This is a genomic window from Bradyrhizobium sp. S3.7.6 (assembly GCF_054061875.1).
This window is the reverse complement of sequence record NZ_JBSSEQ010000001.1, coordinates 218,937-243,539: the sequence shown is the minus strand read 5'-3', so window position 1 is coordinate 243,539 and position 24,603 is coordinate 218,937. Positions and strand designations below refer to the sequence as shown.

General features: G+C 64.2%; 22 protein-coding genes. 11 read left to right on the top strand and 11 right to left on the bottom strand.

The annotated features are described in order from the left end of the window. The first annotated feature begins 86 nt into the window (after positions 1-86). Positions 87-869 (top strand): alpha/beta fold hydrolase, encoded by a 783-nt coding sequence (locus ACVJ5M_RS01230; RefSeq protein WP_063985911.1) that lies wholly within the window; start codon positions 87-89, stop codon positions 867-869. 167 nt (positions 870-1,036) lie between these two features. After that, on the top strand, positions 1,037-1,435 hold the full coding sequence (locus ACVJ5M_RS01225) for a hypothetical protein (RefSeq protein ID WP_063979804.1): 399 nt from the start codon (positions 1,037-1,039) through the stop codon (positions 1,433-1,435). Positions 1,436-1,572: 137 nt separating this feature from the next. Here ACVJ5M_RS01225 and ACVJ5M_RS01220 read toward each other — a convergent pair whose 3' ends face one another. The 5 genes from ACVJ5M_RS01220 to ACVJ5M_RS01200 form a co-directional block, all read right to left on the bottom strand. Beyond that, entirely contained in the window at positions 1,573-1,992 is a 420-nt protein-coding gene (locus tag ACVJ5M_RS01220; protein WP_063979803.1) for a CBS domain-containing protein, read from the bottom strand. Between the two features lie 115 nt (positions 1,993-2,107). After that, positions 2,108-2,578, bottom strand: a complete 471-nt coding sequence (locus tag ACVJ5M_RS01215; protein WP_028148973.1) for an aminoacyl-tRNA deacylase — start codon at positions 2,576-2,578, stop codon at positions 2,108-2,110. A gap of 203 nt (positions 2,579-2,781) precedes the next feature. Further along, positions 2,782-3,102: a hypothetical protein gene (locus tag ACVJ5M_RS01210; protein ID WP_063979802.1), complete on the bottom strand. Its 321-nt coding sequence runs from the start codon at positions 3,100-3,102 to the stop codon at positions 2,782-2,784. A 50-nt stretch (positions 3,103-3,152) separates the two neighbouring features. Beyond that, complete coding sequence (locus ACVJ5M_RS01205; RefSeq protein ID WP_063979801.1) at positions 3,153-7,979, bottom strand: NAD-glutamate dehydrogenase; 4,827 nt, start codon at positions 7,977-7,979, stop codon at positions 3,153-3,155. Positions 7,980-8,291: 312 nt separating this feature from the next. Then, positions 8,292-8,534 (bottom strand): hypothetical protein, encoded by a 243-nt coding sequence (locus ACVJ5M_RS01200; RefSeq protein ID WP_063979800.1) that lies wholly within the window; start codon positions 8,532-8,534, stop codon positions 8,292-8,294. 100 nt (positions 8,535-8,634) lie between these two features. Here ACVJ5M_RS01200 and ACVJ5M_RS01195 point away from each other — a divergent pair, with 100 nt between their 5' ends. From ACVJ5M_RS01195 to ACVJ5M_RS01180, 4 genes are all read left to right on the top strand, one after another. Then, positions 8,635-10,785, top strand: coding sequence for a GumC family protein (locus tag ACVJ5M_RS01195; protein ID WP_354099459.1), 2,151 nt, complete (start codon positions 8,635-8,637; stop codon positions 10,783-10,785). A 143-nt stretch (positions 10,786-10,928) separates the two neighbouring features. Beyond that, a complete protein-coding gene (locus ACVJ5M_RS01190) occupies positions 10,929-11,087 on the top strand; it encodes a hypothetical protein (protein WP_231143684.1) in 159 nt (52 codons plus the stop codon). Positions 11,088-11,696: 609 nt separating this feature from the next. Then, positions 11,697-12,998 carry an aminotransferase class V-fold PLP-dependent enzyme gene (locus ACVJ5M_RS01185; RefSeq protein WP_063986745.1) on the top strand — a complete coding sequence of 434 codons (1,302 nt, stop codon included), beginning with the start codon at positions 11,697-11,699 and terminating at the stop codon, positions 12,996-12,998. Between the two features lie 166 nt (positions 12,999-13,164). Further along, positions 13,165-13,605: a hypothetical protein gene (locus ACVJ5M_RS01180; RefSeq protein ID WP_063979798.1), complete on the top strand. Its 441-nt coding sequence runs from the start codon at positions 13,165-13,167 to the stop codon at positions 13,603-13,605. Between the two features lie 26 nt (positions 13,606-13,631). On the opposite strand, the gene ACVJ5M_RS01175 is transcribed toward ACVJ5M_RS01180, so the two are convergent. Continuing rightward, the gene (locus ACVJ5M_RS01175; RefSeq protein ID WP_063979797.1) at positions 13,632-14,654 is read right to left on the bottom strand and encodes an LLM class flavin-dependent oxidoreductase; all 1,023 of its coding nucleotides are present in this window, start codon (positions 14,652-14,654) and stop codon (positions 13,632-13,634) included. A 30-nt stretch (positions 14,655-14,684) separates the two neighbouring features. Further along, positions 14,685-15,614, bottom strand: a complete 930-nt coding sequence (locus ACVJ5M_RS01170) for a LysR family transcriptional regulator (RefSeq protein WP_354099458.1) — start codon at positions 15,612-15,614, stop codon at positions 14,685-14,687. Between the two features lie 107 nt (positions 15,615-15,721). On the opposite strand from ACVJ5M_RS01170, the gene styA reads away from it, so the two are divergent. Both styA and styB read left to right on the top strand, forming a co-directional pair. Beyond that, complete coding sequence (gene styA / locus ACVJ5M_RS01165; protein ID WP_063979795.1) at positions 15,722-16,972, top strand: styrene monooxygenase subunit StyA; 1,251 nt, start codon at positions 15,722-15,724, stop codon at positions 16,970-16,972. Between the two features lie 24 nt (positions 16,973-16,996). Beyond that, a complete protein-coding gene (gene styB, locus ACVJ5M_RS01160; protein WP_063979794.1) occupies positions 16,997-17,482 on the top strand; it encodes a styrene monooxygenase NADH-dependent flavin reductase subunit StyB in 486 nt (161 codons plus the stop codon). Between the two features lie 78 nt (positions 17,483-17,560). Here styB and ACVJ5M_RS01155 read toward each other — a convergent pair whose 3' ends face one another. Next, positions 17,561-18,652, bottom strand: coding sequence for an AraC family transcriptional regulator (locus ACVJ5M_RS01155; protein WP_224580953.1), 1,092 nt, complete (start codon positions 18,650-18,652; stop codon positions 17,561-17,563). 331 nt (positions 18,653-18,983) lie between these two features. Between ACVJ5M_RS01155 and ACVJ5M_RS01150 the strand changes: the two genes are divergently transcribed. The 3 genes from ACVJ5M_RS01150 to ACVJ5M_RS01140 all read left to right on the top strand — a co-directional run bounded on the left by ACVJ5M_RS01150 (position 18,984) and on the right by ACVJ5M_RS01140 (position 20,890). Then, the gene (locus tag ACVJ5M_RS01150) at positions 18,984-19,184 is read left to right on the top strand and encodes a hypothetical protein (protein ID WP_224516821.1); all 201 of its coding nucleotides are present in this window, start codon (positions 18,984-18,986) and stop codon (positions 19,182-19,184) included. A 3-nt stretch (positions 19,185-19,187) separates the two neighbouring features. Beyond that, positions 19,188-19,505 (top strand): DUF1488 family protein, encoded by a 318-nt coding sequence (locus tag ACVJ5M_RS01145; protein ID WP_256376441.1) that lies wholly within the window; start codon positions 19,188-19,190, stop codon positions 19,503-19,505. A gap of 590 nt (positions 19,506-20,095) precedes the next feature. Beyond that, entirely contained in the window at positions 20,096-20,890 is a 795-nt protein-coding gene (locus tag ACVJ5M_RS01140) for an alpha/beta hydrolase (RefSeq protein WP_224516823.1), read from the top strand. A 60-nt stretch (positions 20,891-20,950) separates the two neighbouring features. On the opposite strand, the gene ACVJ5M_RS01135 is transcribed toward ACVJ5M_RS01140, so the two are convergent. The 3 genes from ACVJ5M_RS01135 to ACVJ5M_RS01125 all read right to left on the bottom strand — a co-directional run bounded on the left by ACVJ5M_RS01135 (position 20,951) and on the right by ACVJ5M_RS01125 (position 24,536). Next, positions 20,951-21,664, bottom strand: coding sequence for a class I SAM-dependent methyltransferase (locus tag ACVJ5M_RS01135; protein WP_063979789.1), 714 nt, complete (start codon positions 21,662-21,664; stop codon positions 20,951-20,953). Then, positions 21,661-22,119 (bottom strand): Rrf2 family transcriptional regulator, encoded by a 459-nt coding sequence (locus tag ACVJ5M_RS01130; protein WP_063979788.1) that lies wholly within the window; start codon positions 22,117-22,119, stop codon positions 21,661-21,663. The genes ACVJ5M_RS01135 and ACVJ5M_RS01130 overlap by 4 nt, the downstream gene beginning before the upstream one ends. A gap of 395 nt (positions 22,120-22,514) precedes the next feature. Continuing rightward, positions 22,515-24,536: a YgiQ family radical SAM protein gene (locus tag ACVJ5M_RS01125; RefSeq protein ID WP_063979787.1), complete on the bottom strand. Its 2,022-nt coding sequence runs from the start codon at positions 24,534-24,536 to the stop codon at positions 22,515-22,517. Between the last annotated feature and the right edge of the window lie 67 nt (positions 24,537-24,603).

Below are 24,603 nucleotides of genomic sequence, written 5' to 3'. Positions count from 1 at the left end.
GCCCATCTTTATCGGCCGTGTGGCGCCGGTTAGATTGAGGACCGGCCAGAGACGCCTGGACATTTCGGTGAATACGGAGATGACCCATGAAGCTCGCGCATAACGGAATCCAGCTGTCCTTCGACATTGCCGGCGCGGGACCGCTTCAATTCCTGTTCGTCCATGGCCTCGGCGGGGATCGCACGCATTTTGCGCCGCAGATGGAGTATTTCGCCCGTCAAGGTCGGGCATTGAATGCCGAGCTGCGGGGGCATGGTGAGAGCGACAAGCCGCAACAGGCGTATTCGATCGAAGGCTTCGCCGATGATCTCGTCTTTCTGTGCAACCGACAGCAGATCACAAAGCCGATCATCGTGGGTCAGAGCATGGGTGGCAACATGGCGCTCGAAATCGCCGCCCGCTATCCGGACTTTCCTGCAGGCCTGGTGCTGCTCGACTCAGGGGTGCTCTTCCCTGCCTCGGCAGGGACGGTGTTCGCCGGGTATCTGGAGGGCTTAAGGGGCGCGAATTTTGCGGACGAGGTACGGAAGATCGTGGCGGACTCCTGTCTGCCGACCGACCGATGCCGCGCCCATGTTGAACAGACCTTTCTGGCGACGCCACAGCACGTGCTGGTGTCCACGTTTACAAGTCTGTTTCCCTGGGATGTGCATCGGGCGCGTGAATGCGCCCAGGCGTGCCGGGTCCCGGTGCTCTACATCGAAGCGGCCCATCGGCTCGCGGATCTGGATCGTTTTGCGGAGCTGTGTCCGCAACTGGTCACGGCCAAGGCCGTCGGCTCCGGGCATTTCCTGTCGCTGGAAGTGCCGGAGCAGATCAACCCGATGATCGACCGGTTTATCTCGCTCTACGTGCGAAGACCCGGGTAAGCTTCGTCATCGGCCGTGACGCGCCGCGACCGGCGTCCGTCGGGAAGCCACAATGCGCTGCCGGGCAGGGACGAAACCCTTTGCAGGCCGGGTGAAGCCGGCCGGAAACAAACCGGGCCTAACCTCCCGGGAGCTTTCCCGTCCAACCCGATTCAAGGGAGGATTTTATGAAAGCAGCGCTCTTGGTCCTGTCGCTTCTTGGCCAGCCCACGATTCCGATTTCAGACCGTGTGCCCATCTTCAATGTGGAAGCCCTTTGCCGGGACGTTTCCGCCGACGACAAGGCCTCAGGGCTCACCCTGGCGCAGGACGCCGGCGAGTGCGTGCGTGACGAGACAATTGCGCAGCAACAGCTGAGCTCGACCTGGCTGACTGTTCCGGGCCCCGCGCGCGCTAGTTGCGAAGGCGAGGCTGCGGCAGGGGGAATAGAAAGCTATGTCGATCTACTCACCTGCCTGCAGATGGCAGGTTGGGCGAATCCGACTCCGCCGCCGAAGCCCCCGCTCAGGGGAGCGAGCAAGATGCGGAACGCCAAGAATGAGCTGCGGAACGAATTGAAGAATTAGCTGCGCAGGTGACAATGGGGACGAGAAGACGGCGGAGCAGCTTCTTGGCAGGTCGCGTATCATAGCCTGCGCGTTCGCCGGCAGCGGGGTCCTGCGAGCGATGCGACGAAGTTCCGGGCGCCGGGTGGCGGTCGCCATCAATGATGGGCCGACACGCCCTTGACGCATTGGGTCAACAGATCAACGCTGGCGAATTGGCTGACATCGCCCAGGCTGATCATGCCGACCATCCGCCTGCTCTTGTTGATCACGGGCAGCCTGCGGATTTTCAGCGTCTCCATGTGATGCACGGCTTTCGCCAGATCGTCGTCTTCCCGGCAGCAATGGATGCCTTCGGTCATCACGTCCCGCGCCGTCATGCGCGCGGCGTTGAAGTTCTTGCTCGCGAGGCCTTTGCAGACGATGTCGCGATCGGTCACCATCCCGATCAGATGGTCGTCATCGCCGATCGGAATGCAGCCGATGTCGTGCCCTTGCATCAACTTCGCGATCTCGGTGATCGGGGTGTCCGGGCTGACCCAATCGACACCCTTGTGCATCACGTCCTTGACCTTCATGGAGGACCTCCGTTGCGAACGCAGCCCCCGTGACGTGATTATACTACGAACCGGGCGCGACCGCACGCGCGCCGCGACGAAGGCGCAGGAAAAATCATCCCGCCGCCATGCTGCGTCAACCGTGCGTGCTGAAGCGTCCATGCGGCGCATTGGCCGTCAGCCGTTCAAACTGTGCATGCGTCAGGTGAAGCAGCGTCTCATGGTCGCCGGCTTCGATATAGATCTCGGGCTGCGCCCGGATGCTGTCATCGACGATGAGATCGAGCCCGTAGCATCGGCCTACCGCCGGAACGGCTCCATGCGCGCAGTCCGCGAACAGCCTGTTGATCTCGGTTTCGTTCGCCATCACGAGATCCGCGCCGAGCTTCTCCTTCAAGTCCGGCAAGTTGAGACGGTGCGATGCCGGAACGATCGCGAGCATATAGCCGCCGTCATGGCGCAGCACGACGGCCTTGGCGAAACGATCGCCCGAGACGTGGCAGGCCTGCGCCGTGCGCGCGGATGACATGGTGAAAACGTGCGGGATCTCGACATACTGGATGTTCTCGGCAGCCAGGTATCGGTGGAGCGTGGGGGCAATGGTCATGGCGTAGCCTTTCGGATGGATATGCGAGCCATCCATCGTGAGGCTGCCCCGCCGCACGATGGGCGGCCGCGTGATTGCCGGATGCCAGCATAGGCCTCGCGCTCGAATGCGGCAATCGAGTCGGGGGTTCAGATCGTTCCGGGCGCGCCTTTCCGCTTCGTTTGCCGCCGATCGATTGTGGCTTTTGCTGCGCTTCTCGTGTCCTACGGGATCCTTGCCACAACGTTGGGCCGGTTCTCCCTGAGCCACGCGACGGCCTCGGGTCCATCGACGACGCACGCGAAGGTTTCCCAGGTCGGGTCCTCCAGGGATTCCGATTGCAATCGCTTCGCCGCATATTCGACGAGGTCGTGCAAGCCTTCGTAGCCTCGCCGGTGTTCGAGGGACTCTGCAATCGCCGTGCTGGTCCAGCCTCGTCGGGCCAGATCGACAATGCTCGGAGCGTCAGCCTCGCTGAACCACGGTGTGGCATCGAACTCGATGCAGCGGACATTATCGGCGGTGTGGCAAGTGGCGTGGATCATGGGGTTCCTCCGTTCGCCGGCTCAGTTTCACATCGCTGCCTCGCACGCTCTCAGACTTTGACCAGGTCCCCCAGCAGGTTCGCCGCCACCGTCAGCTTGGCAAGCGTCAGGCCGCTGGCCGCAATCTCCTCGACCGAGCGGCGGATACGCGCCGCTTCGGGGTGAGCCGCAAGCCACGTCTCGACGGCCTGCTGGCCGGACTGGCCGGTTGCCAGCATATCCGCGGCCAGTCTTCTCTCGGCGCTGGCGATCTGCTCGACGGCGCGATCGACCGCCATGCGTTCGAAATAATCATTTGCCGGCACGCTGCGCGCGGCGGCGATGATGCGGTCGAGACGGAAATTGGCTTCCGCAGCGAAGAAGGTTGCGGCAGCATCGCCGATGGCGCGGGAGGTGCGCTCGGCGACCGTCACGATATCGGGTGCCGCAATCAGAGGGTCGAGATCGGCGAGCTCGCCGGCGAGGCCGGCCGGGACGCCGGCATCGGTGAGTTCCTGGCGCCGCTTGCCGCGCGCGGCCTGCAGGTCCGGCGGCAGTGTGGTGTCGAGGGAGGCCGCGATCTCGCGGATACCCGGGCCAAAACGCCCGATGACCGCCTCGAGGCCGTCCTTGAAATCGACATTGCGCACGTACCAGACCATGCGGGAAATCAGGAGGTCCTGGACCGTCGCGCAGAGGCCGAGCTGCACCTGCCCGTCGATCCGGGTGTCGAGCGCGTCGATCGCGTCATTGAGCCGCCTGAGCTCGTAGATCGCGTCCACCGCCACCTGCGCCATGACGATGGTGGAGATATCGGCGTCGGTCTCGTCGGTCAGGCGGACGACACACGCCGGGCCGCCGCGGTTGATCACGGCATTGACGAGACTGGTCGCGATGATCTCGCGTCGCAGGCGATGGAGCTCGACCGCGGCCGGGAATTTATCGGGAACCTCGCGCGGAAAATACAGGGACAGTCTGCGAGCGAGGTAAGGATCATCAGGCACGCTGGTGAGGAGCAGGTCCTCGTAGAGCGTCAGCTTGGCGTAGGCGAGCAGCACGGCAAGCTCGGGCCGTGTCAGGGCCTGGCCGCGCCGTGTCCGCTCGGTGAGCGCTGCGTCGTCGGGCAAGAACTCCACGGCGCGGCTGAGCAGGCCGCGCTGCTCGAGCGACTGCATCAGGCGGGTGAGGAAGCCGGTCTCGGCCACGCCCTTGCGCTCGGCCAGCGAGAGCGCCAGCGTCTGCAGATAGTTGTTGCGCAGCACCAGCGTGCCGACCTCGTCGGTCATCGCGGCCAGCAGGCTGTTGCGATCGGCGAAGCTGAGGCGTCCCTCGCGTTCGGGGCGCGCCAGCGCGACCTTGATATTGACCTCGACGTCGGAGGTGTTGACGCCGGCCGAATTGTCGATGGCGTCGGTGTTGAGCTTGACGCCCTTCTGTGCCGCTTCGATGCGGCCGCGCTGGGTGACGCCGAGATTGGCGCCTTCGCCGATCACCCGGGCGCGAACGTCAGTGCCTGCGATGCGGATCGGATCGTTGGCGCGGTCGCCGGCCTGATCGTCGCTCTCTGCCGATGCGCGGATATAGGTGCCGATGCCGCCGAACCACAACAGGTCCGTGCGCGCTTTCAGGATCGCCGTCATCACCTCGAACGGCGTGGCCTGCTCCTTGTCGAGATCGAGCAGGCTGCGGACTTCCGGTGCGAGCGGGATCGCCTTGAGCGTGCGCGAGAACACGCCGCCGCCCTGCGAGATCAGCGACTTGTTGTAGTCCTGCCAGCTCGATCGCGGCAGGTCGAACAGACGCTTGCGCTCGGCGAAGCTGGTCGAAGGGTCGGGGGAGGGATCGATGAAGATGTCGCGATGATCGAACGCGGCCACGAGCCTTGTCGCCGGCGAGAGCAGCATGCCGTTGCCGAAGACGTCGCCGGACATGTCGCCGACGCCGGCAGCCGTGAACGGCATGGTCTGAATGTCGGTGCCGAGCTCACGGAAGTGGCGCTTGACCGCCTCCCAGGCGCCGCGCGCCGTGATCCCCATCTTCTTGTGGTCGTAGCCCTGGCTGCCGCCGGAGGCGAAGGCGTCGCCGAGCCAATGGTTCTTCTCGGCCGAGATCGCGTTGGCGACATCGGAGAAGGTGGCGGTGCCCTTGTCGGCGGCGACCACGAGGTAGGGGTCGTCGCCGTCATGGCGCACGGTGGAATCGGGCGGCACGACGGCGTCGCCGTCGAGATTGTCGGTGAGCTCGAGCAGCGAGCGCACGAAGATGCGATAGGCCGCGGTGCCTTCCGCGAGCCAGGCGTCGCGATTGGACGGTGGCGGCAGGCGCTTGGGCACGAAACCGCCCTTGGCGCCGACCGGCACGATCACGGCGTTCTTGACCTGCTGCGCCTTCACGAGACCCAGGATCTCGGTGCGGAAATCCTGCGGCCGGTCGGACCAGCGCAAGCCGCCGCGCGCGACCTTGCCGAAGCGCAGGTGAATGCCTTCGACCCGCGGCGAGGAGACGAAGATCTCGTAGAGAGGCCGCGGCGCCGGCAAATCGTCGATCCGCCGCGCGTCGAACTTGAAGGAGATGACCGGACGCGGATGTCCATCGTCGCCGATCTGCCAGAGATTGGTGCGGATGGTTGACTGCACCAGATTGGTGAAGCGGCGCAGGATGCGGTCTTCATCGAGCGAGGCGACGGATTTGAGCTGCTCCTCGATCTCGGCAAGGAGTGCCGTCTCGCGCGCCGAACGCTCGCGATCGGTAAGCACGAGGCGTGGATCGAGGCGGGTCTGGAACAGTGCGACGAGGGTGGCCGTGATCGCGGCGTTCTTGCGCAAGGTCTCCCACATGTAATCCTGGGTGAACGGAGCGCGGATCTGGTGCAGATAGCGCGACAGCGCCCGGATCGTCGAGACCTCGCGCCAGCCCAGCGCGGTGCGCAGGATCAGGGCGTTGTATCCGTCGGATTCGGCGCGATCTGTGACCACCGCCATGATCGAGGCTTCCAGGCGATGGCTGAATTCCGGGTTGATCTCGATCGGCTGGCCGTCGCTGGTCTCGATCGTCATCTCATGCAGCCAGACCGGCTCCGGCCTGTTGCCGGGCACGATCTGATAGGTGCGTTCGTCGACCACGCGCAGGCCGTGATTTTCGATCACCGGCACGCGGTAGGACAGCGATAGCGGTGCGGCGTCGGAGAACACCTTGAGGCCGAAGCGCCTGGGATCGTCCTCGCCCTTGTCGCGGTGCACCGAGATCGTCACCGGGCGTGCCGGCGTCAGCTTTTCGATGGTGGCGATGTCGGCGATGGCCTGCTCCGCCGTGAAAACCTCGGTATAGCCGCCGCTAAAGGCCTGGGCATAACGATTGGCGATCATGCGCGCCCGCATGCCGTCGGTCGACGCGGTGAGCGCGGCCTTGAGCTTGTCGGTCCAGGTCGCGGCAATGGCGCTGATGCCGGCTTCGAGCGCGGCGCGCTCGACGACGGGCGTTTTGCCTTCATAGCGTCCGATGATGAAGTGGACGCGCGCCAGCGCGCCTTCAGGGAACGATACGTAGGACGCCGACAGGGTCCCCTTGTAGACCTGCGACAGGAAGGCTCCGACGCGCGTGCGGACGTCGGTGTCGTATTTGTCGCGCGGAATGAAGGTGAGGATGGAGACGAAGCGATCGAACTTGTCGACCCGCGCCAGCGCCCGGACGCGCGGGCGCTCGTAGAGGATCAGGACCTCGATGACGAAGTTGTAGAGCGTGTCGACGTCGATCTGGAACAGCTCGTCACGCGGATAATCTTCGAGGATATGCATGAGCGCCTTGCCCGAATGGCCGTTCGGGTCGAAGCCGGCGCGCTGCAGCACCCGCGCAACCTTGTGGCGCACATAAGGGATCTGCCGCACCGAGCGGGTATAGGCGCCGGAGGTAAACAGGCCGACGACGCGCAATTCGCCCTCGAGCCGGCCGTCGGGTGCATAGAGCTTGATCCCCACATAATCCATCCGGATGCGCCGATGGACGAGGCTTGAGACATTGGCCTTGATGACGATCAGCAGCGTCGGCTCGTGCATGAACTCGCGGATTTCCGATGTCATCACCACCATTTCGTTGCCGCGTCGCAGGACTTTCACGTCGGGATCGCGCAGGATGCCGAGGCCTTCGCCGGTGGTGATGTCGTCCGACGCGTCGCTGTCGGGCGAGAAGCGATATTCGCGCACGCCGAGGAAGGTGAAATTGTCCGCGCAGAGCCATTGCAGGAACTGATTGGCTTCGGCGACCTCGTCGATCGGCAGCGGCGGCGGATTGGAAGCGAACGTCTTGATTGCCTCCTCGACGCGGTCACGCATGGCGCGCCAGTCGGTGACGCAGGCGCGGACGTTGTTCAATGCCCTGGTCAGTCCGTCGATCAGCTTCTGGCGATCGGCGTCGGCGTCCAGGCGGGTGATGTGGAGGTGAATCAGGCTTTCGCGAACGCCTCTTGCTCCCTCCGGCAGTGCTTCGCCGTAGAATCTCAGCAGCTTGCCCTCGGCATCGCGCTCGACGGCGATGATCGGGTGGGCGACGAGGGTGACTTCGATGCCCTGCTCGGCGAGTTCCGCCATCGTGGAGTCGTACAGGAAAGGCATGTTGTCGTTGAGAATCTCGAGCACGGAAATCTCGCGCCCGTTCGGCAACGTCGGATTGACCACGCGGATATCGGCGCTGCCCGACGTGCGCCGCTGCACATGCTCCCAGGCTTGCTCCGCCAGGACGGCAAGCGAGGCGGCATCGTAATTGTCGAGATCCTCGATATTGCTGTAGCCGAACAGGGGCTCGGCAAAGGCCCGCGGGCTCTTGCCCGGCGGCACGCTGCCGGCTGCATCGCGGATCAGGGTTGCCCGGGCCTTGTCGTCACGCCACGCCATCATGTCCTCCATTTGCCGCGCCGTCCGACCGCAGTCGCGATCCTCAGCCTAATTCTGGAGTGCATCTCGTCGAGCACCGCGATCGAGTGGATACGCAAGATCCTCGGTCTCGTGCGTCGGCGACTTCCGGCGACAATACTACGATCCCGGAGCGAAAGGCGCACGCTGTTGTGAGGCGTGCCGAAATTCCCGACGGCAGCGGCGCTGACGGCCGCCGAATCATTGAGGCGAGAAAAATCACGAGCAATTTCAAATCTGTATGAGCTCGTGGTTTTATTCTGAATGGCGCGCTGGAGCTCCGTTCCGATTGCGCTGCAGCGGGCTCTAGTGAGTGCGGGTCAGCTCCACGCCATCGACCACCATTTTCCAGGTTCCCGCTTCCCGGTGAGGCGGCGTCGACACCTCGAATGTCGTCGAGAGGAATGCAATGCCGACGACGAAATGATCGCCCTCGAACTGCCGCAGCGGAGCGTTGATCGACGTCGTGGTGGTCGCGCCAGCCCGGTTCAAAACCGGACTCGCCGATGCAGCGCGGCGCATCGGCACGCGCGTTAACAGATTGTTCATTGAGCACGGCGCGCCAGCCGTAACCGCCGGTTAACCATGGATATTTACGGTGTAGCAAGCCTCTGAACCGGGGCTGTCAGTTGATTTCGAGTCCAACCTTATGGCGTTCGGTCGAAGCGCATCTCCGCGAAGCATCGCCCCGACGGAGCCTGCGGCTTCGTGGGAAGCGCCGCGGGCTGCGACGGCGAAGCCTGACAGCGCTGCTCCTGCGCTGATCAAGGGATCGCTGACCGTCACCGGTGCGCTCTCCTTCCTGCGCGAGAATGGCCGGCGCATCCTGACGCTGGCGCTGGCGCTGTTCGCCCTGGGCGTCATTGTCCTGATGGTCTTGCCGGTCCGGTATGCCGCGACGGCCCTGGTCGTCGTCGATCCCCGCGAGCTGCGCGTCACCTCGGAGCAGGACGTACTGCCGGGCATCGGCCAGGATGCCGCGGCACTTCAGAGCCAGATCGAGATCGCCAAATCGGACGGCTTTCTCCGCCCCCTGATCGAGCAGCTCAAGATCGCCGACGACGCGGACATCGCGGGTGGTTACACCGACATGACGCGCCTGCTCGAAAAATTCCGCAACCGTCTCGATATCTCGCGCCGCGGACTGACCTACGTCATTGCGATTTCATTCACCTCGAACAATGCGGAACGGGCCGCGCATTACGCCAATGCCATCGCCGAGGCGTTCGTCGCCAGCCAGGGCCGTGTCCGCACCGAGGCGACGGACGAGGCGGCCGACTGGCTCAAGGACCGGCTGAAGGCATTGAACGAGCGCCTGCGCGTATCGGAAGATGCCGTTGCCGCCTTCAGGTTCGAGCACAAGATACTCAATGCCGGCAAGGATTCCACGACCCAGCAATTGCGGGTGACCGATCTCAACCAGCAGGTCTCCGCTGCTCGCGCGCGCACCGAGGAAGCCAAGGCGCGTTACGAGCAGGTGCAACGCGATCTCAAGGCCAATGTCGAAGGTCCGGTGAAGCAGGACCTTCTGAGCATGCTGCGCGCGCAGCGCTCGACCCTGAACGATCAGATCGCGCAGAAGAAAGCGGTGTACGGCGACCGCCATCCCGACCTCGCGATCTCCTACAGCCAGCTGGCTGACATCAACAGGCAGATCGAGGTCGAGCGGAAGAAGAACATCGACACGGCGAAGTCCGAATATGAGGCTCAGCTGGAGCAGCAGAACGCGCTGGAAAAGCAGCTCAGGGCGGTCGAGACGCAGATGCTGGTCGACGGTCAGGCACTCGTGAAGCTGCAGGAGCTGCAGCGCGACGCCGATGCCAACAAGAACATCTACGAGCAGTTCCTGTCGCGGTTCAAGACGACCAACGAGCAGCGCCAGCTGCAGAGCTCCCAGACCAAGATCGCCTCGCTCGCCATTCCGCCGATGCGCTCGACGCGTCCGCCCCTCGCCTTGCTGCTCGCGGCGCTCGCGATCGGCTCGATCCTGACCTCGACGGCGGCCGTTGCGGCGATGGGAAGCATGTCCGACGGGCCTGCGCCTGCCGAGGCTCCTGCTCAAACTCCTGCTCAAACTCTTGCGCGTGCTGAAGCGGCGGAGGCGCAAGTCCAGCGACCGGCCCCGGCCGCGCGCCAGCCCGAGGCGATGCCGAACCTGCCTGTCTGGGCCCGCATTCCCGATCTGGCGCCTGGCGCCGTGGCCAACACTGTATGGCAAAGGCCAATCACTGCGACGGCCGAGCTCGATCTCGGCGCATATCTGCGTCCGCTTCTCGAGCGGATCGATCGCGCGCCGGTGCGTGGCTGCAAGGTCGCCCTCGTGTTGTCGGTCGGCAAAGGTGCCGGCGGCAACACCGTTGCGCGCTCGCTCAATCGCGCGGCGGTGAATCGGGGCATGATGAGCGTGCTGATCCGGCTCCAGCCGGAATTCGCCGGTACCCAGCCTCCGGTGACCGAATGGCAGGACGGCTCCACCACGGCAGGGCTCCAGTCGATCGACGAGCTGCTGAGCGCCGGCAGAAAAGCCGATGCGCGGCCCGAGGACGATATTCGCTCGGAGTTCGATCTGATCGTCGTCCATGCGAGCAATCTCGCACTTCAGCCCGACGCCATCGCGCTGGCCGCGCACGCGGATCTGATCATCCCGGTGGTCCGCGCCGGCGAGCTCGGTTCGGCGGCGATGCGGCGGGTCACCGCTGCGCTGTCGAGGTACAACACCGTGCCGACCGGTCTCGTCGTCAATCACGCGCCGGCGGGTTCGGTGGCGCCTGAGGGCAGCGCGTTAAGCAGGGCGGTTTGACGATGCCGACCGGTGGCAAAGCTACGGCTTGCGTCTGAGGCGCAGCACGCAAGCGCACCTGTAATCTGCTTCACACGCAAACGCGCCCAATCACGCTAGATGAACCAGGGCCCGCCTCCGCGCGGCCCGGTTCGGAGCTGGCGATGATGGCTGCACTGGCAAAGGCGATATCCCGCGCGACGAGAACCAACGTTGATGTCGAAACCGTAAAGGTGCTCGTGATTTTCTCGGGCGCGGGCTTGCTGCTCTCCCTCGTCGCCGCGATGATCTACGGACAGGCCGTCAGCGCCGCCTTGTTCTGAGATCGCGCGAGTTGATCCCCAGGAGCCCGCCCAAAGCGGGCGTCTCGCAGGTGCCGGCCTTGCATTCGAGCCGTCATTGACGCCGCGAGGCGGCGCCCGCAGGATGCGGCGTCTCCAATGCGCGACTATTTCGGCTCGGGATTGCGGCGATGACTTCTCAAGCTCACTCCGCAACGTTGGTGCTCATTGCCCGAATACCGCCTGAGGGTATCGAGGCCTTCCGCGCCTACGAGGATGCCGTCTTGCCGCTATTCGCTGCGTTCAACGGGCGTGTGTAGCGTCGTCTTCGAAATCCGGATGGCACGATCGAGGTGCACATCGTCAGCTTCGCATCCGATGCGGACTTCCAAGACTATCGCAATGATCCCCGGCGCCTTGCGCATGCCTCATTGTTGGAAAAATCGTCCGCGAAGCTGGAATTGCTTTCGATGGCGGACGTCTCGCAATGGCCGGTGACATCGGCGCCGGGATGATCGACGGGGCAATGACCGAAATGTAACCGGGCGGCCGGGCATCATCGAACTGTCATCCCTTCGTCATGCGCGCTCTATGGATCGCTGCTCCCTTCGCCGCGCATCGTGGGGGGCTGATATGCATCTGAATGAGACAATGTCGTCCGACCGCCGGTCGATCCTGAAGGGCCTCGCGGCCGCAGCCGTCACGTCCCTGGCGGCACCGGCCATGGCAGCCGACGGCCTGCCGGCGCAGCCGACCGGAGCGGCGGCCGCCATCGCCACCGACAATGCCTATTGGGCGGCGGTGAAGGGGCTCTATTCAGTGACGCCGGATGTCGTCAATCTGGAGAACGGCTTTTGGGGCATTATGGCCGAGCCGGTGAGGCGCGAGTTCATTCGCCAGACCGATATGGTCAACTATCAAAACACCTACTACGCGCGGCAGCGCGCGGGTGCGGATTTCGAGGCCGTGCGCATCAAGGTGGCCCAGGCGGTCGGCGCGGCGCCCGAGGAGATCGCGCTCACCCGCGGCGCGACCGAAGCGCTGCAGCTCCTGATCGGCGGCTACAACATGCTGAAGCCCGGCGACAGCGTTCTCTACGCCGACCTCGACTACGATTCGATGCAGTACGCGATGAACGCGCTTAAGGCGCGCCGCGGTGTCGACGTGGTCAGGTTCGATGTGCCGGAGCCGGCCACCCGCCAGGCCGTGCTCGACGCCTATGCCCGCGCCCTCGAGGCGAATCCCAGGACCAGGCTCCTCCTCCTCACCCATGTCAGCCATCGCACCGGCCTCGTCATGCCGGTCGCCGAGATCGCCCGCATGGCCAGGGTCAAGGGCATCGACACCATCGTCGACGCCGCGCATTCCTGGGGGCAGATCGACTTCAGGGTAGGCGAGCTCGACGTCGATTTCGTCGGCTTCAACCTGCACAAATGGATCGGCGCGCCGCTCGGCGTGGGCTTCCTCTACATCAGGAAGGATCGCCTCGCCGACATCGATCGTGACATGGGCGACGAGGATTTTGCGGAGACCGATATCCGCTCGCGGGTGCACACCGGCACGGTCAATTTCGCGACGGTCCTGACGGTGCCCGCGGCCGTGGCGCTCCATCAACAGATCGGCGCGGCGGCAAAGCAAGCCCGCCTCCGCTATTTGCGCGATTACTGGGTGAGCCGCGCCCGCGGATTCAAGGACATCGAGATCCTGACGCCGGATGAGGTCGGCTCATATGGCGCGATCACGTCCTTCCGTCTCGCCGGCAAGACCAGCAAGGCGGACAACGATGCTATCGTCGTGAAGCTGAGGGATAGCCACAAGGTCATGACGGTGCGCCGGGCGGGCGTCGCCAAGGGCCAATGCATCCGTGTGACGCCGGCGCTCTTTACCGACGAGGCCGATCTCGACCGCCTCGTCGAGGCGCTCGCCGTCGTCACGGGGACGAAGACGGGGTAGGCCCGGGCGCGGGACTGACATCACCACGAATTCACGGGACTTCATCCTCCGCGCATCTGACAAATGTGAGATGCGGGGGCGTCCATGAGCCCTGGCCGCCCCATTTTATCGGCCCACGGTCTGGTTTATCTCTGTCACTCCGGTGCCCTGCGCAAGGAGGAGACGCGTGCTCGACCATATTCTCAGATTCGTGACGCTCGGATCGATCATCGTTGGCATGGCTGCGATCTATGCGGCGCTACACACCAACAATCGGCGTCTGGGCGCGGACATCTTCCTTCGATATTCCGACCGGGTCTCCGACCTGCGACGCCGCCTTCCGGTCGCGGCATTCCTCGAGCGAGGGGCTGCCGGCGACATTGAGATCACACCGGAAGAGCGCCGGGCGGTACACGAGATCATTCATTCGATCTTCGAGCTCTACGAACTCAAGGTGCATGGCTTCTTTCCGCCGGCGATCTGGAAGATCAGGGAGCCCGATATCGAACGGCTGCTCTCGCTGCCGGTCTTTCAGCAGGAACTGGCGGGCCTGGAGGGCCGATATACGAGACATCCGCGTTTGACAGCTTGGCTTGAGAAGATCAGGGGCCAGCGCGAGACGGCCTGACTTTCGCAGTGAATCGGTCGGCGGTCTCACCGCCAGCCAAGCGCCGGCGCGACGTGCTTCAAGATCGCCTCGATCGCATGTGCGCAATAGTCGACGCCGAGCTGGTTCGGAATCGTCAGCAGCAGCGTATCGGCCTCGGCGATCGCCTCGTCCTGCCGTAGTTGCTCGATCAGTGCCTCCGGCTCGGCCGCATAACTCCGGCCGAAGATCGCACGCGTTTGCGGGTCGATGAAGCCGATCTGGTCTTCGCCTCCGCGCTCCCCGCCGAAATAGGCGCGGTCGCGATCATTCATCAGCGCGAAGATGCTGCGGCTGACGGACACGCGGGGCTCGCGGGCGTGGCCGGCCTCCGTCCACGCGGCGCGATAGCTCCGGATTTGCGCCGCCTGCTGCACATGAAAAGCTTCGCCGGTCTCGTCGTTCTTCAGCGTCGAGCTCTGCAGATTCATGCCGAGCTTCGCTGCCCACACCGCGGTCGCGTTCGAGCCGGCGCCCCACCAGATCCGTTCGCGAAGGCCCGCCGCATGCGGTTCGAGGCGCAGCAGCCCCGGCGGATTGGGAAACATCGGTTGCGGATTGGGCTCGGCAAAACCTTCGCCGCGCAACAGGTCCAGAAAGACCTCCGCATGGCGCCGGCCCATGTCGGCATCGCTCTGGCCGTCGGCCGGGCGATAACCAAAGTAGCGCCAGCCGTCGATCACCTGCTCCGGCGAGCCGCGGCTGATGCCGAGCTGGAGCCTCCCGCCGGCGATGAGATCGGCGCTACCCGCATCCTCGATCATGTAGAGCGGGTTTTCGTAGCGCATGTCGATCACGGCCGTGCCGATCTCGATTGTGCTGGTTCTCGCGCCGACGGCGGCGAGCAGCGGGAAGGGCGAGGCCAGCTGGCGCGCGAAGTGATGCACGCGGAAATAGGCGCCATCCGCGCCGAGCTGTTCCGCCGCGACGGCCAGCTCGATGGATTGCAGCAGCGTGTCCGCCGCCGAGCGGGTCTGCGATTGCGGCGAGGGCGTCCAGTGTCCGAAGGACAGAAATCCGATCTTTTTCATGGGCGTCATTTAATGATGGCGGGGGCGGCGTCAACCGCCTGCGCCGGCGGTGCGGGTATGCGACGGGGCTGGCGCGAAATGCTCGGCGCGGTCGACCAGGAGATCCAGAAAGCTTCGCGCGCGCAACGACATCCACTGCGTCTCCGGATAGACCGCGTGCAGGGGCAGCGCGGCGATGGTGTACTCCGGAAGCACATGTTCGAGCTCGCCGCTGCGAAGGCCCTCCGCGGCATTCCATTCGGGCAGGATCGCGATGCCGAGATGCTGCATCGTCGCCTCCTGCATCGCATCGGCGTCGTCGACGTGAATGGGTCCGTTGATCGATGCGACGTGACGGCCATGCTCGGATTCGAAGGCCCATTGCTGCGCCGGCGACATCCGCGAATAGACGATGCACTGGTGCGAGCTGAGATCGTCAGGTGTCCGCGGCAGCGGGCGGCCGTGCAGATAGGTGGGTGTCGCAACAAGATGGCGCTGCACGGTCCCGAGCCGGCGGGCGACCAGCGTGCTCGCTTCCAGGTTTCCAATGCGCAGCGCCAATTCGATGCCTTCTTCCACCAGATTGACGAACCGCTCGCTGAAGCGGATGTCGACCCGCACTTCCGGATAATTCCGAATGTACTCGGCGATGACGGGCATCACGTAGCGCCGTCCGAACGACGACGGCACGCCGATCCGGAGCGTGCCGGTGGGGCGGGGTGCGGCCTGTTCGACACTCGACCGCGCCATGTCGAAGCTGTCGAGGATCTGCCGCGCGAGATCGTAGATCCGGTGCGCTTCGGCCGTCGGCTTCAGTGTGCGCGTCGTGCGCGAAAACAGCTGCGTGCCGAATTCGCTTTCAAGCATCGCAATGCGCTTGCTGATCGCGGGCTGGCCGATTCCGAGCTCCTTGGCCGCAGCCGAGAAGCTGCCGCCCTCCAGGGCGCGAACGAAAGCGCGCAGGCAATCGATCCGGTCCATAATTCATTCCGATCTGGAATAAATTATATCCCATTTATTCCGTAGTGCGCAACTCGGCGGGTCGCTAGGCTCCCTCAAAACAAGCATTCACAGGGGAGGAGACGAAATTGGCACGCCATATCGGAATTGTCGGCGCCGGCATCGCCGGCCTGCATCTCGCGCTTTACCTGCAGAAGCACGGCGTGGACGCGACGATCATCACGGATCGACCGCCCGAGGAATACAAGAACATCCGCCTGCTCAACACCGTCGCGCATCACCACGTGACGATCGCGCGCGAGGACTATCTCGGCGTCAATCACTGGAGCGATCCGAAGGACCATTATTACTACCACGATCACGTCTTCAATTTTCCGCAGCCGCTGAGCTTTCGCGGTGATTTCTCGAAGCCGAGCCGCGCCGTCGACTACCGGATCTATCTTCCTGCCCTGATGCAGGATTTTGTCAGCCGCGGCGGCAAGATCGAATATCGCCGCATCGAAGAGCGCGACATCCGTCCGCTGGTCGCCCGTTTCGATCTCCTGGTCGTCTCGACCGGCAAGGGTCCGCTGGGCCAGCTCTTCACTTACCGGCCGGAGCACACCCCCTATTCGCAGCCGCAACGGCGGCTGTGCGTCGGGCTTTACACCGGCATGCGGCAGCCCGATCCCATGAACGTCACGCTCTCGGTGTCTCCAGGCCATGGCGAGATGATCGTGATCCCGACCATTACGTTCGGCGGTGTCGCCAACGCGCTGCTGATGGAGAATGTGCCGGGCGGCGACATGGAGGAACTGGCCACGCTCAGCTACGACGACAACCCGAAGCACTTCTTGAAAGTGCTGCTCGGCAAGCTCGAGAAGCATCACCCGACGACCTACGACCGCATCGACACCGCGCGCTTCGATCTCGCGCAGCCGCAGGATCTGCTGCAAGGCGGCGTGGTCCCGACGGTGCGCAACACTGTGGTCGAGTTCGACGACGGCAAATGCGCGATCGCGCTCGGTGACGTCCATGCGATCGTCGATCCCATGATGGGCCAGGGCGCCAATGTCGCCTCCTATGCGGCCTTCGTGCTCGGCGAGGAGATCGTCAACGCGGATGCGCTCGACTTGCGCCTGTGCGAGAAGATCGAGCTGAAACGACAGGATCGCGTGCTGGCGGCCTCGCGCTGGACCAATGTGATGCTGCAGCCGCCGACGGAAGCGCTGGGCATGCTGATCGGCGCGATGAGCCAGAACCCGGCGCTGGCCAACGAGTTCACCGAGAATTTCAACTACCCGGACCGGCAGTGGGACCGCATCTGCACGCCGCAGCGCATCCAGGCCTGGATCGAGCGCATGTCGGCGCCGCCTGAGCCGGTCAGGGCGATTGCGTGAGGACCGATGCGAGTGGGGATTGACATGCCGCGCGCCAATCCGGCCTCATTCCGCGAGGCCGCATCGCGCTTTACGACCGGTGTCGCGGTGCTGACCGCGCTGGACGAGCACGGCCGCGTCTGCGGCATGACCGCGAACAGTTTTGTCACCGTCAGCCTGTCCCCGCCGACCGTGCTGGTGTCGGTCATGCCAGGACGCATGCACCGGGCGATCTCGGCGACTGGACGCTACTGCGTCAACGTCCTGCCCGAGCATGGCCGGGACCTGTCGCGGCACTTCGCGAGCCAGCCGAACACCGGCGCGACGCCGGATTACGTCATCGTCGACGGCCTGCCGCGTCTGTCGGGCTGCATGGCCTGGTTCGCCTGCGAGGTCACACGCCACGTCGATGTCAGCGACCACACGCTGATCATCGCCGAAGTTTCGAGCTGCGACTATCGCGACACTACGCCGCTGGTGTTCTTCTCGAGCCGGTATCATCTCGGGCCGGGCGTGCCGGTGGATCGGTGAGGGTTGCAGCGGTCCGCGGCTTGACTGGATCTGGTGTTTTCCTGGCTGCATCGGGGCGCTTTGGCGTTACCGCCGGGACTAGCTTGCCCTGGCGTTCTTTGCGCGAGGGGGCGTATCGTTGACGTTGTCGGCGCGCTTGGGATCGTCCGCGGCACGCCATTGTCGTGGCGTCATTCCGGTCCAGCGCCTGAAGGCGTGGGTGAATGCGCTGACTTCGCCATAGCCGAGCAGCCAGGCGGTTTGCGAAATCGGCAACTCGTCCTTTTTCAAATAGCTTTTGGCGAGGTCGATTTTCAGCTCGTCCATAATGCCGGTGAAGGTCAGTCCTTCCGACGCGAGGCGCCGCGCCAACGTGCGGTGGCTCATGCCGAGCCGGCGCGCGATCTCCTCAGCCCGTGCCTCGCGATGGGGAAGCAGTGGCGCGATGGCATTCTCGACGCTCGATCTGAGCGAAACTCCCCCAGGCTTCCGATGTGCAAGCGCCTCCTCGCAGAAGGTCACCAGCAGATCGTTCAAGTGGTGATCGGCACTTTCGATGGGCATCTGTCCCACGGACTGAGGGAAGGCGATCTCATCGACGTCTGATCCGAACTCGATCTCGCAACCAAGGAACGACCTGACCTCCGCGGGCATCGCTCGACGGCGATGGGCGACTTTGACACGGCTTGGCACCACGCGGCGGTTGGTCAGTGCGCGGTTGATTCGAATGATAGAGGTCACCCAGAATTCGATCTGGTGCCGATCCGACCGCCGTTCCACGCCGACATAGCTCAACGCAATCGCCATGTCCTTCGCGGCAAATCGCAGTGAAATTCCCTCGTTCGCGAGGCGGCAATAGCGCTCCGTCTTTGACAATGCTTCAGCGACTGTCCCGGATGAGGCCGCGACATAGTAGAGCAGGCCGATCTCACGAAGGTCGAAGTCCCGTGCCAGGTGAAATCCCAGGGCGTCGTCGTGCAGCGCCTCGGCACCAAGCTCCAGAAACTTGATCTGGCTTTCAACGCTAAGCCGCGCCTTGCGGTCTTGGATCTGCTCGAGGGTCAATCTGGCCTTGGACAGCAAGCCGTCCGCCTGAATGCCGGCTTCGCGCAGGCGGGCCCACACCAGGCGGGCGATGCCGCCGGTCGCACTGGGCATGGCTTGCAATTGGGGCGAACGGGCAGCAGCCACATCGAACCCTTTCGTCGTTGCCGCTGCGGCCTTGAGTCCTCGGCTCGCGCATCGGGATCGCGGCATAGAAAATCAAGTTATTGGCTCACGATAACAAGAAACCGGGTGTCATGTGACTTAAATCGGCGATCTGTCCCCCTAGGTGCGTCGTCTGTACTCGGGGGCGAACCCACCCCGAAAAAGCCCGAAGGCCTTGATGTCCAGCTGCGATGGCGCGCCGCCTATAAACGTGAAGATATTGCGAAGTTACGGAAAATTGCTCGGAATTCCTCATATCGCTCATGGCCCACGGACGGTTGCGCTTGAGCGCGTTGGCGATTGCGAGATCAACATGTTCGAAACGCTTGAAGCCGGTTCAGCTGCGGCGCCCCTGTTCTGGATGGAGCTGTTCGATCTTCGCGTTCACGCCTCGCGCGACAGCCGCGGATGCCGCAACATGAGCGACGCAGTCGCAGCGTTCAACGATTTTGCTTCGCAGGCGAGCCGCCTGGCGGAGGTGCCGCCGTGCGACACCGGCGAAGCCGTAGGCTGACAATTGCCGCGTCCACCGAGAGTATCCCCAGCGGAAAACGCAGCGCTTCTGACGCGCGGCCAGATTCTTGGCTACGACACGGAGCGGATGGCGTTTCTGTTTACGATGACGTATGGCGCCAGCATCGTCGACTGCGAGATAAGCAGCGTCGCGCTGGACGACCTTCACGGCTCGAAGGGCACGCGTCCCGACGAAAGGGAGACCCAATTCAGGTGTCTCCGCGACGCGGTCGAGCGCCTTGCATCATACGCTTTCGAACAGCAGGGCAGGCGGCAGCGCGAGCGGCTCCGCATCTTCTCCAAGCACGTCAAGGCGCTCTGACGACCGCCAAAGCAAGGCCGCCGCCGCAACGGCAACGCATATGCAATTTGTGCCACGTGAGATGCTCGACATCTCCCTCTTAAACATTTCACTCGACCATGGTCTGCAAGACCGGGTTCCGCAGTTGTCGCCGGCTGGGTGTTGCCGCGCCGTGACATCCAGGCACGCTCAGCCGGTATAGACTGGTCGATATCCGGTGCCCCTTCCGTTGCCCGGATGGTGAGTTATCGCGCTCTTGCGTCCAGTTGTGAGTGTTGCCGGTGGTCCGGACGAGTCGCATCAGTGCTCCAGCAGTTTTGTTGGCTTTGTCGATCGCAGCAGTCCTGGGCGGCTGTGCAGGACGTCCGTCGCAGGGCGTGCTTGTTCCGACAGCGCAGGTCGCCCCCGGAAACACAAATGTCCCGATCTACGTCGTCACCAATCGCAAGCGATCCGACGTCGATCCCGGTGAGATGTTCAGCGGGGACCGTTCGGACGAGCTGTCCTTTGCCGAGGTGACTGTCTCGATCCCGCCAGATGCCGCGCGGAAGATCGGCGAAGTGCAGTGGCCCGCGAGCCTGCCCGGCGACCCCCAACGGGATTTCACGACTGTGTCGGCCGACTATCTCGACAAGACGCATTTCGCTGCGTCTGTCGCCGCGGCGATGAAGCAGTCCGGTCGCAACAAGGTGCTTGTCTTCGTCCACGGCTTCAACAACCGCTTCGATGATGCGGTCTATCGCTTCGCGCAGATCGTGCACGACTCCAAAGTGCCGGTCGTTCCCGTGCTTTTCACCTGGCCATCGCGCGGCGAGCTGAGGCTGCGCGCGTATACCTATGACCGGGAAAGCGCCAATTTTTCGCGTGACGCGCTCGACAATCTGTTGAGCACGCTCGACGCCTCGTCTGCCGTCGGCGAAGTTTATCTTCTGGCTCATTCGATGGGCAATTGGATCGCACTGGAAGCACTGCGAACGCGGGCGATCCGCGCCCCGGCTGTCGCGTCGAAGCGCAGCAAGCTGAAGAATGTGATGCTGGTGGCACCCGACGTGGATGTCGATGTCTTCCGCTCGCAACTGAACCGGATGAGCGGCGCGCGGCCCCCCATCTCGTTGTTCGTCTCGCGTGACGACGGCGCGCTCTCGCTGTCGAAGACGATCTGGGGAGACGTCGCCCGCCTGGGCGATATCGACCCGACCCAGGAGCCTTATCGAACTGAGCTCGCGCGCGACCGGATCGACGTCTACGACCTGACGAAACTGGCGGTCGCCGGCGACGACGCCCACGACCGGGCTTTCGAGCAGGTAGGCCCGGTTGTCGCAATGATCCGCCAACGCATGGCCCAGGGCCAAGCGCTGGGTGAACAGAAGGCGGCCGCGGGCCCGCTCGCGCGGCTTGCGGAGTAGCGCGAGAGGCAGGCCCTGCCTGGCTTCTTCATGGCGACGTGTCGACGAGGCCGTGACGTCTCAGGCGTAGGCGACCCAGCCGCGGAACGTGAAGCCGATGTAGAACAGGGTTGGGACGGAGAAGCCTGCGTCGCGCAAAATTGCTTCGTCTCGCGCGGGCGCCAGAATGCTCAACTGGCCGTCGACCGCCTTTCGCGCGGCGGCCGCCTTGTCGGGCTCGACTCCGGCTGCGGCGAGAAAGGCGGAATAGCGCGAGAGCCAAAGCGGCCGTTCATCGTCGTCGCCGGGGATGCTGAAATGGGCCGCGACGAACGGCGCGCCGGGCTTGAGGCGGCGGCGGATTTCGGACGCTATTCGCAGCCGTTCCTCGACATCGACGAAGTGCAGGGTCAACAGGCACGTCGCGCCGTCGAACGGCCCCTCCGGTGCATCGTCGATATAGCCTTGGTGCAGACGCGCGCGCGACGCGAGCGGGCCCAGCGTCTGCTTCGCGAGATTCAGCATCGCAGCGGACGGGTCCACGCCGTCGAAGGTCCAGCGCGGCTGCGCTTGCGCAAAGGCATTCAGCTCCAGGCCGCCGCCGGCGCCAAGAACGAGTATTCGCGCATCTTCACGCGCACGCTCGCCCAAAAGGATCGCCGCCATGGACAGCATCGAATTGTAGCCGGGAACAAACCGTGGCGGCCCTTCGGTGTACTTCGCCACCATCTGCGGATCGGAGAACGCGTTTTGAATGTCGGTCACGATGTTGTCCTGCTGAGGGGAATGGGTCACGCGTGATGCGCGCTCATGCTGTGAAGCTTTCGCGCACCCAGGCGCTTGCGCAGATCGTCGCTCAGCATCGCCAGCGTCACTTCGCCAAAGCGCGACAGCAGCAACGCCTCTGCATCGTCAAAGGCCTGATCGAGCGCGGCATTGACGGCCTGCTCGACGAGGCAGCCAGGCGCCTCGGTCCGGTTGCCCATGGCCAGAATCGAGGGGCTGCCGAGCGCGGTGTAGACGTCGCGCAGCGTCACCCTCGACAGATCGCAAGCCAGCGTCCAGCCACCGCCGTGCCCCTTCTCGGAGCGGACGTAACCGAGGTCGCGCAGGCCCGCCATGATGCGGCGGATCACCACCGGGTTGGTGTCCATGGCCTTCGCCAGGGTCTCGGAGGTGAACGGGCCAGGCTGCTGCGCCATGTGCAGCAGGACGTGGAGAACCCCTGATAATCGGCCGTCTCGTTTCATGTAACTTCATATGTTACATGATGGCGCCGAGGTCAACTGGTTTCGGAGCGTGCGTTAAGGAACGCGCGCCTCATCGGCCGGCGCGTCGATTGGATTCGAATCGATGGAAGATGCCGTTTCGAGCATGATCCGCACAGCGCGCGCGGAAAAAGCTTGCGTGCGGGACGCGATGTGAAGCTTTGGGATATCGATACGGAGGAGCGTCGGGGACTTGCTCAGCCAACGCTGCCGAGGATGCCATCCAGCGCCTGTTTTGCCCGACGGGTCAACGTCGCCGCAGACCGCCTAAGCCATTGATCCCGCTCATGCCGTCTACTGTGCATGGGGTTGTTTTCGACATTTTATTTTGGAGCACAACTGCCGCAGGCCGAACCGGACCTCATCCGGCTCTGCCGCTACTTCATCACCCGCAGACCCTTGGTCGTGAACCGCTGCGTCTTGCCGCCGGGGCGCACCGGTCGCCGTGTGCCGGCGGCCTTGCCGGTGCCGGGCGGCTGATGCGCGGGCACGAGCTGGTCGGGACGCGAGCCGATCAGGTCGCGGCGGCCCATCTCGATCAAGGCCTCGCGGAGCACCGGCCAATTGTCGGGGTCGTGATAGCGCAAAAACGCCTTGTGCAGCCTTCGCTGCCGCAGGCCCTTGATCGCCTCGACCTTGTCGCTGCCGCCGCGGCGTACGCCGCGCAGCGGGTTGACGCCGGTGTGGTACATCGCGGTCGCGGTCGCCATCGGCGAGGGCAGGAAGGTCTGCACCTGATCGGCGCGATAGCGGTTCTTCTTGAGCCAGAGCGCGAGGTTCATCATGTCCTCGTCGGTCGTGCCCGGATGCGCCGCGATGAAATACGGGATCAGATAGTATTTCTTGCCGGCCTGCTCGGCCGCGGCATCGAACATCCGCTTGAACTGGTTGTAGGCGCCGATGCCCGGCTTCATCATCTTGTCGAGCGGGCCGCGCTCGGTATGTTCGGGCGCGATCTTCAGGTAACCACCGACGTGATGGGTGACGAGCTCCTTGATGTATTCGGGGCTCTCGACCGCGAGGTCGTAGCGCACGCCCGAAGCGACCATCACCTTCTTGATGCCCTTGGTCTCGCGCACCTTGCGATAGAGCCGGATCAGATCGTCATGCGAGGTGTTGAGGTTCGGGCAGATCTCGGGGAAGACGCAGGACGGCCGGCGGCACGCCGCCTCGACCTTCGGATCCTTGCACGCCATCCGGTACATGTTGGCCGTGGGGCCGCCGATGTCGGAGATCACGCCGGTGAAGCCCGGCGTCTTGTCGCGGATCTTTTCGATCTCGCGCAGAATAGAACCCTCAGAGCGGTTCTGGATGATGCGGCCCTCATGCTCGGTGATCGAGCAGAAGGTGCAGCCGCCAAAGCAGCCGCGCATGATCGTCACCGAGAACTTGATCATGTCCCAGGCGGGGATCTTTGCCTCGCCATAGGACGGATGCGGCGCGCGTGCGTAAGGCAGGTCGTAGACCGCATCCATCTCGTCGCTGGTCAGCGGGATCGGCGGCGGATTGAGCCAGAGGTCGCGGTCGCCATGACGCTGCACCAGCGGCCGTGCATTGCCGGGATTGCTCTCCCGATGCAGCACGCGTGACGCGCGCGCATAGGCTTCCTTGTCCTGCTCGACCTGCTCCAGCGCCGGCAGCCGGATGACGGTCGCACCCTTCTGGCGCGTTGCGCCCTCGTCGGCGGAATCGAGATCGTCGGCGTGCAGTTCGCTGTAGTCCTCCGGGACGCGGCGGAACAGCGCGACGCCTCTGATGTCGTTGAGGTCGCGCGGTGCCTCGCCGTCAGCGAGCCGCTGCGCCACTTCGACGACGGCGCGCTCGGCATTGCCGTAAAGCAAGAGGTCGGCCTTGGCGTCGGCCAGCACCGAGCGGCGCACCTTGTCGGACCAGTAATCGTAATGCGCGATCCGGCGCAGCGAGGCCTCGATGCCGCCGAGCACGATCGGCACGTCCTTGAACGCCTCGCGGCAGCGCTGCGCGTAGACGACGGTGCAGCGGTCGGGCCGCTTGCCGCCTTCGCCGCCGGCCGTATAGGCGTCGTCGCTGCGGATGCGCCGGTCCGCGGTGTAGCGGTTCACCATCGAGTCCATGTTGCCGCCGGTGACGCCGAAAAACACTTTTGGCTTGCCGAGCACCTTGAACGGATCGGCCGAATGCCAGTCGGGCTGGGAGATGATGCCGACCCGAAAGCCCTGCGCCTCCAGCAGCCGGCCGATGATGGCCATGCCAAAGCTCGGATGGTCGACATAGGCATCGCCGGTCACCAGCACGATGTCGCAGGCGTCCCAGCCGAGCGCGTCCATCTCGGCGCGGCTCATGGGAAGGAATGGCGCCGGCTTGCGCGGGCGCGCCTGCGCCATCAGGGGCTTTTCGGCGGTGATGATCTGGATGTCCATGGCGCCTACGCATAGGACTCCGGGCGTACGAATACAACCGACGGACGCGTGAAGATTTGCGGTTCCG

Excerpts from the sequence above, each read along its gene's own strand:
- ACVJ5M_RS01230 (WP_063985911.1), top strand. The coding sequence starts at position 87 with ATGAAGCTCGCGCATAACGGAATCCAGCTGTCCTTCGACATTGCCGGC.
- ACVJ5M_RS01225 (WP_063979804.1), top strand. The coding sequence starts at position 1,037 with ATGAAAGCAGCGCTCTTGGTCCTGTCGCTTCTTGGCCAGCCCACGATT.
- ACVJ5M_RS01220 (WP_063979803.1), bottom strand. The coding sequence starts at position 1,992 with ATGAAGGTCAAGGACGTGATGCACAAGGGTGTCGATTGGGTCAGCCCG.
- ACVJ5M_RS01215 (WP_028148973.1), bottom strand. The coding sequence starts at position 2,578 with ATGACCATTGCCCCCACGCTCCACCGATACCTGGCTGCCGAGAACATC.
- ACVJ5M_RS01210 (WP_063979802.1), bottom strand. The coding sequence starts at position 3,102 with ATGATCCACGCCACTTGCCACACCGCCGATAATGTCCGCTGCATCGAG.
- ACVJ5M_RS01205 (WP_063979801.1), bottom strand. The coding sequence starts at position 7,979 with ATGGAGGACATGATGGCGTGGCGTGACGACAAGGCCCGGGCAACCCTG.
- ACVJ5M_RS01200 (WP_063979800.1), bottom strand. The coding sequence starts at position 8,534 with ATGAACAATCTGTTAACGCGCGTGCCGATGCGCCGCGCTGCATCGGCG.
- ACVJ5M_RS01195 (WP_354099459.1), top strand. The coding sequence starts at position 8,635 with ATGGCGTTCGGTCGAAGCGCATCTCCGCGAAGCATCGCCCCGACGGAG.
- ACVJ5M_RS01190 (WP_231143684.1), top strand. The coding sequence starts at position 10,929 with ATGATGGCTGCACTGGCAAAGGCGATATCCCGCGCGACGAGAACCAAC.
- ACVJ5M_RS01185 (WP_063986745.1), top strand. The coding sequence starts at position 11,697 with ATGTCGTCCGACCGCCGGTCGATCCTGAAGGGCCTCGCGGCCGCAGCC.
- ACVJ5M_RS01175 (WP_063979797.1), bottom strand. The coding sequence starts at position 14,654 with ATGAAAAAGATCGGATTTCTGTCCTTCGGACACTGGACGCCCTCGCCG.
- ACVJ5M_RS01170 (WP_354099458.1), bottom strand. The coding sequence starts at position 15,614 with ATGGACCGGATCGATTGCCTGCGCGCTTTCGTTCGCGCCCTGGAGGGC.
- styB (WP_063979794.1), top strand. The coding sequence starts at position 16,997 with ATGCCGCGCGCCAATCCGGCCTCATTCCGCGAGGCCGCATCGCGCTTT.
- ACVJ5M_RS01150 (WP_224516821.1), top strand. The coding sequence starts at position 18,984 with ATGTTCGAAACGCTTGAAGCCGGTTCAGCTGCGGCGCCCCTGTTCTGG.
- ACVJ5M_RS01130 (WP_063979788.1), bottom strand. The coding sequence starts at position 22,119 with ATGAAACGAGACGGCCGATTATCAGGGGTTCTCCACGTCCTGCTGCAC.
- ACVJ5M_RS01125 (WP_063979787.1), bottom strand. The coding sequence starts at position 24,536 with ATGGACATCCAGATCATCACCGCCGAAAAGCCCCTGATGGCGCAGGCG.